This window comes from Kumtagia sp., from assembly GCF_059502445.1.
Window position 1 is genome coordinate 1 of record NZ_JCACER010000045.1, and the last position, 4,622, is coordinate 4,622.

At 66.7% G+C, this 4,622-nt stretch carries 3 protein-coding genes and 1 pseudogene; 2 read left to right on the forward strand and 2 right to left on the reverse strand.

The genetic code is table 11. The annotated features are described in order from the left end of the window. A pseudogene (lysK, locus tag AC5JDC_RS15325) lies at positions 1-797 on the reverse strand (lysine--tRNA ligase); the annotation flags it as partial. 157 nt (positions 798-954) lie between these two features. On the opposite strand from lysK, the gene AC5JDC_RS15330 reads away from it, so the two are divergent. Then, entirely contained in the window at positions 955-1,368 is a 414-nt protein-coding gene (locus tag AC5JDC_RS15330) for a tellurite resistance TerB family protein (protein WP_106774751.1), read from the forward strand. A 61-nt stretch (positions 1,369-1,429) separates the two neighbouring features. Here the strand turns inward: AC5JDC_RS15330 and AC5JDC_RS15335 are convergent, their stop codons facing one another. Next, complete coding sequence (locus tag AC5JDC_RS15335; protein ID WP_495842400.1) at positions 1,430-2,278, reverse strand: transporter substrate-binding domain-containing protein; 849 nt, start codon at positions 2,276-2,278, stop codon at positions 1,430-1,432. Between the two features lie 355 nt (positions 2,279-2,633). Here AC5JDC_RS15335 and AC5JDC_RS15340 point away from each other — a divergent pair, with 355 nt between their 5' ends. Next, positions 2,634-4,550, forward strand: a complete 1,917-nt coding sequence (locus tag AC5JDC_RS15340; protein WP_495842402.1) for a glycosyltransferase family 2 protein — start codon at positions 2,634-2,636, stop codon at positions 4,548-4,550. Positions 4,551-4,622: the final 72 nt, after the last annotated feature.

Sequence of the window (4,622 nt, forward strand, 5' to 3'; positions counted from 1 at the left end):
TCCTTGCCGAACATCTCGAAATCGACGCCCAGCGCCGCCCAGCGCATGCCGAAATCCGGCTTCCACTGCATCTTCACCCGGCCGCCGGTCACCGGCAGTGTCGTCTCCGTGCCGTCCTCGTCGTCGAAGGTGATGGTGCCGTTCCTGGCGTCGACATGCTTCATCGGCACGTAGAGCACGCGGCCGCTCTTCGGCGAGATCGGCAGGAACGGGCTGTAGGTCGCCTGCCGCTCCGCGCCCAGCGTCGGCAGCATCACCTTCATGATGGCGTCGTAGCGCTCGACCGCCTTCAGCAGCACCGCGTCGAAGCGTCCGGACTTGTAATATTCGGTTGCGCTGGCGAACTCGTAGTCGAAGCCGAACGTGTCGAGGAAGCGCCGCAGCATCGCGTTGTTGTGATGGCCGAAGCTTTCGTAGCCGCCGCCGAAGGGATTCGGCACGACGGTGAGCGGCATCTGCAAATACGGCTCGAGGAAGGCGCGGTCGGGGACGTTGTCCGGAATCTTGCGCATGCCGTCCATGTCGTCGGAGAAGCACAGCAGCTTGGTCTTGACCTTGTCCTGCGTGAGCACGTGGAAGGCGTGCCGCACCATGGTGGTGCGCGCCACCTCGCCGAAGGTGCCGATATGCGGCAGGCCGGACGGGCCGTAGCCGGTCTCGAACAGGACCGTGTCGGGAAAGCCCGTTTTCCTGTAGCGCTCGATGATCTTGCGTGCTTCCTCGAACGGCCACGCCTTGCTGTCGGCCGCTGCCGCAAGCACTTCGGGGCTGAGATCGATCACGTTGGATCCCGACATTTTTCCGCTGGTCCTGGTATCTGAATAAGCCGGCGCCCGCCGGAGATGCGCCTTCCCTATTCGGCAGGGCGGGCAGCGTCAACTTTTTGGGCGATTCCGCTTGTGGCCGATCGCGGCGGTGCCTAGGGTCCGCGTCGCCGACAAGCGGAGAGACGGGATGGCCAGGCCGAGCACGCATGAAGCGCTGATCTATCTGATGGTGGTCACCTCGGCCTCCGATCGCGACATGACCGATGTCGAACTGGCGCGCATCGGCGCCGTCATCCGCACCTGGCCGATCTTCGAGGATTTCGACGAGGAGCGGCTGATCCCGGTCGCGCAGGCGTGCCAGCGGCTGCTGCACGAGGAGGGCGGGCTGGAGCGCGTTATCCACCTGGCCGTGACGGTCATACCCGTGCACCTGCACGACACCGCCTATGCCGCGGCCTTCGAGGTGGCGACGGCGGACCTGGAAATGCGCATGGAGGAGAGGCGCATCCTGCAGATGCTGCGGCAGAACCTTGCCGTCGAGGATGCCACCTCCGCGGCGATCGAGCGCGCCACGAAAGCGCGGCACCGCACGCTGACGTAGAGAACCGCGCGGAGCGGGCCGCCAGTGTCTGGCGCCCTCGTGGTTAGACAAGATACCGCCCTCAGTAAAAACCGACGGGAAAATAGCGGAGGTAAAGCTCCGCGAAGACACCCTTCGCCGAGATCTGCTGGAGTGCGGCGTCGAACGCCGCGGCCAGGTCCTCGTTGGCCGGCATGACTGCGATCGCCAGCCCGCCGCCGAGATAGTCGGGGGCCAGATAGGGACCGCCGGCGAAACGGCAGCAATCGGCGGCGTCGGGTGCGGCGAGCCAAGCGGCGAACCGCATGCCGTCGCCGAAGGCCGCGTCGATCTTCGCCGTCTTCATGTCGGCGAGCAGCGCGTCCGGCGTGTCGTAGGCCGCGACCTGGACGCCGGCGAAGGCATCGCGCAGCAGTTGCTCATGCGCCGATCCGGCGACCACGCCGACGCGCCGGCCCTGCAGCTTGCGGGCGAGCGGCTCGGTCAAGACCCTGTCCTTCGCCATGATGAAACGGGCGGGCAGCCGCAGATAGGGCCGCGAGAAGGCGTATTTGGCGCGTGTCTGCGGCGTGACCGCGAGGCCGGCGATGATCGCCTCGCCGTCGCCCCTGGCCAGCGCCGTTTCGAGTTCGCCCCAGGGCAGCGCCTGGATTTGGCATTTTTCGGCGATCGCCAGCTCCGCGCATATCGCTCTCGCCAGATCGACATGCAGGCCCGACAGCCGGCCGGACGCATCGAGATAGTTGAACGGCGGAAAATCGGTCGCGGTGAGGAAGCGCAGCCTTTGCAAGGTCGAAAGGTCGGGCTTGGCCAGCCGCTCCCTGGCATCCCAGAAGACAGGCGGTTCGGCCGTCCATGCCGGCCGATGGAGGCCGGCCAGCAGGACGACTGCCGCAAGCGCGACCTTGGCAAGCAGAGCCCAGAATTTCATCGGACCGGTGGCTCCCAACTCGAGTGAACGGCTCCGAAGCGGCAGCAATGACGTGCAGGCTACCGCCCTTGTCTTCCGCGAAAACCAGGTCGACTGCACCCCCTGTTCCTATCCGGGCGTCTTGTACAGTCCGGTATGAGAAATTCCGACAAATCCGCTGGAAATGCAAATTCCGCGCGCATAGGATTGCCGCGGGGCCGGCAACCTGGGGACGTTGCCATGGGGGATATCCGATCGCACATCGGAAGCGGCAGGATTGATCGCGTTCGGCGCCGGGCCGGCCGGGACCGCGCCGGTCTCGCCGGCTCGCGCGAGCTCGAAAGACCGTCGGCCAAGCCGGCGGGGACCGCCTGACATGGACGGCGAAATCACGGGTTCGCGGCGGGCAGGGGACGCTGCCGGTAGCGCGCCTCGGCCCAAAGAAACGAAGCCGGCCGGCCCGGACCCGAGCGACGAGCTGATCGGGTACTTCTTTCCCGAGTTCGAAATCTGGCGCCCCATCCTCGCAAGGCTGCGGATCGCGCCCGGCATGGTGCTGAAGCTGGCGAGCCGGGCCACGGCCAACGGCACCGACTTCCAGTCCGAGCTGCTGGCGTCCGATCTGGTTTCCGAGCGCGACCTGTTTGCCACGATAGCCGACGAATTCGCGGTGGGCTTCCTCGAGGAGATCGATCCCGATCGGCTGATCATGAAGCCGGAGGACCGCGCTCTCTTCCTGCGCTCGCGCAGCAAGCATCTGCACGCCTGGGTGATGGGACGCAACGGCGTCACGCATCCGGTGATCGCGCCGTCGGGCATGCGCCTGACGGAACTCGGCAAGCTGCTGCGCTCCAATCGGCTGAAGCCGATCCTGTATCTGACGTCGCCCTCCGCCCTGCGCCGCGCCATCCTGGCGCGCGCCTCCATGGCGCTGGTGAAGAAGGCGAGGAACGGGTTGCACGAGCGGTTTCCCGCCCTTTCCGCCAAGGACGTCATCAGCCCCTGGCAGGCCGCGATGCTGGCCGTGCTGCTGGTCACCGTGCCGCTGTCGCTGGTCGTTGCGACCTGGGAGGCATTGCTGGCGCTGCATGTGCTGTCGTCGCTGTTCTTCCTCGCCTGCGTCGGTCTGCGCTTCGCCGCCGCCACCGCGCAGCCGGCCAGCACACCGTCCGGGCTGGAGCGGATTCCCGCCGACACGCTGCCGTTCTACTCGGTTCTCGTGGCGTTGCATCGCGAATCGGAGGTGGTGTCCCAGCTTGTCGGGGCGTTGGAGCGCCTCGAATGGCCGAGAAGCAAGCTGGAAATCAAGCTGGTCTGCGAGGCCGACGATTTCGAGACGCTGGCGGCGCTCTCCGCCTTGCGCCTGCCGCATCATGTCGAGGTGGTGCGCGTCCCGCCGAGCCTGCCGCGCACCAAGCCCAAGGCGCTGGACTACGCGCTACCGCTCGTCAAGGGCGACTTCGTCGTGCTCTACGACGCGGAAGACCGGCCGCACCGGCTGCAACTGCGCGAGGCATGGCACCGGTTCGCGAGCGCGGGCGACGAGCTCGCCTGCCTGCAGGCGCCGCTCCAGATATCCAATGGGGGCCAGGGAGTCATCCCGCTGCTTTTCGCCTTCGAATATACCGCGCTTTTCCGCGGACTGCTGCCGTGGCTGTCGGGCCGGCGCACGCCGTTGCCGCTCGGCGGCACGTCCAACCATTTTCGCGTGGTGGCGCTGGAGGCGGTGGGCGGCTGGGATCCCTACAACGTCACCGAGGATGCCGATCTGGGGCTGCGGCTGGCCCGCTTCGGCTACCGCTGCGAGACGATAAGCCTGCCCACCCTGGAGGACGCGCCGGTCGCCTGGTCGGTGTGGTTGCCGCAGCGCACCCGCTGGTTCAAGGGCTGGCTACAGACCTGGCTCGTCCACATGCGCGACCCCGTCGCCCTCCACCGCGATCTCGGCGTGCGATCGTTCTGCATCGCGCAGATCCTCTATGCCGGGCTGGCGCTCTCGGTGCTGATCCATCCCCTGCTGATCGTCGCGGCGATCTATCTGACGGGGCTCCTGCTGCTTGCGGAGCCAGTGTCCGGATGGCCGGTGCTGCTGTTGACCATGGACGCGCTCAACATCGTCTGCGGCTACCTGTCCTTCCTGCTGCTCGGCTGGCACAGCCTGGGGAAACGGGATCGGCGCGGCTTCTGGAGGATCCTGCTGTTCACGCCGCCCTACTGGATGATGATGTCGTGGGCCGCCTGGCGGGCGGTCTGGCAGCTCTGGCGGCGCCCGCATCACTGCGGCCTTATGTAGCAAGAGCACCAACATAGCCGCTACCGCGCCCTAGCGGGTTCCCATAAAATCCGGGAATGCCGATCCAAGCTT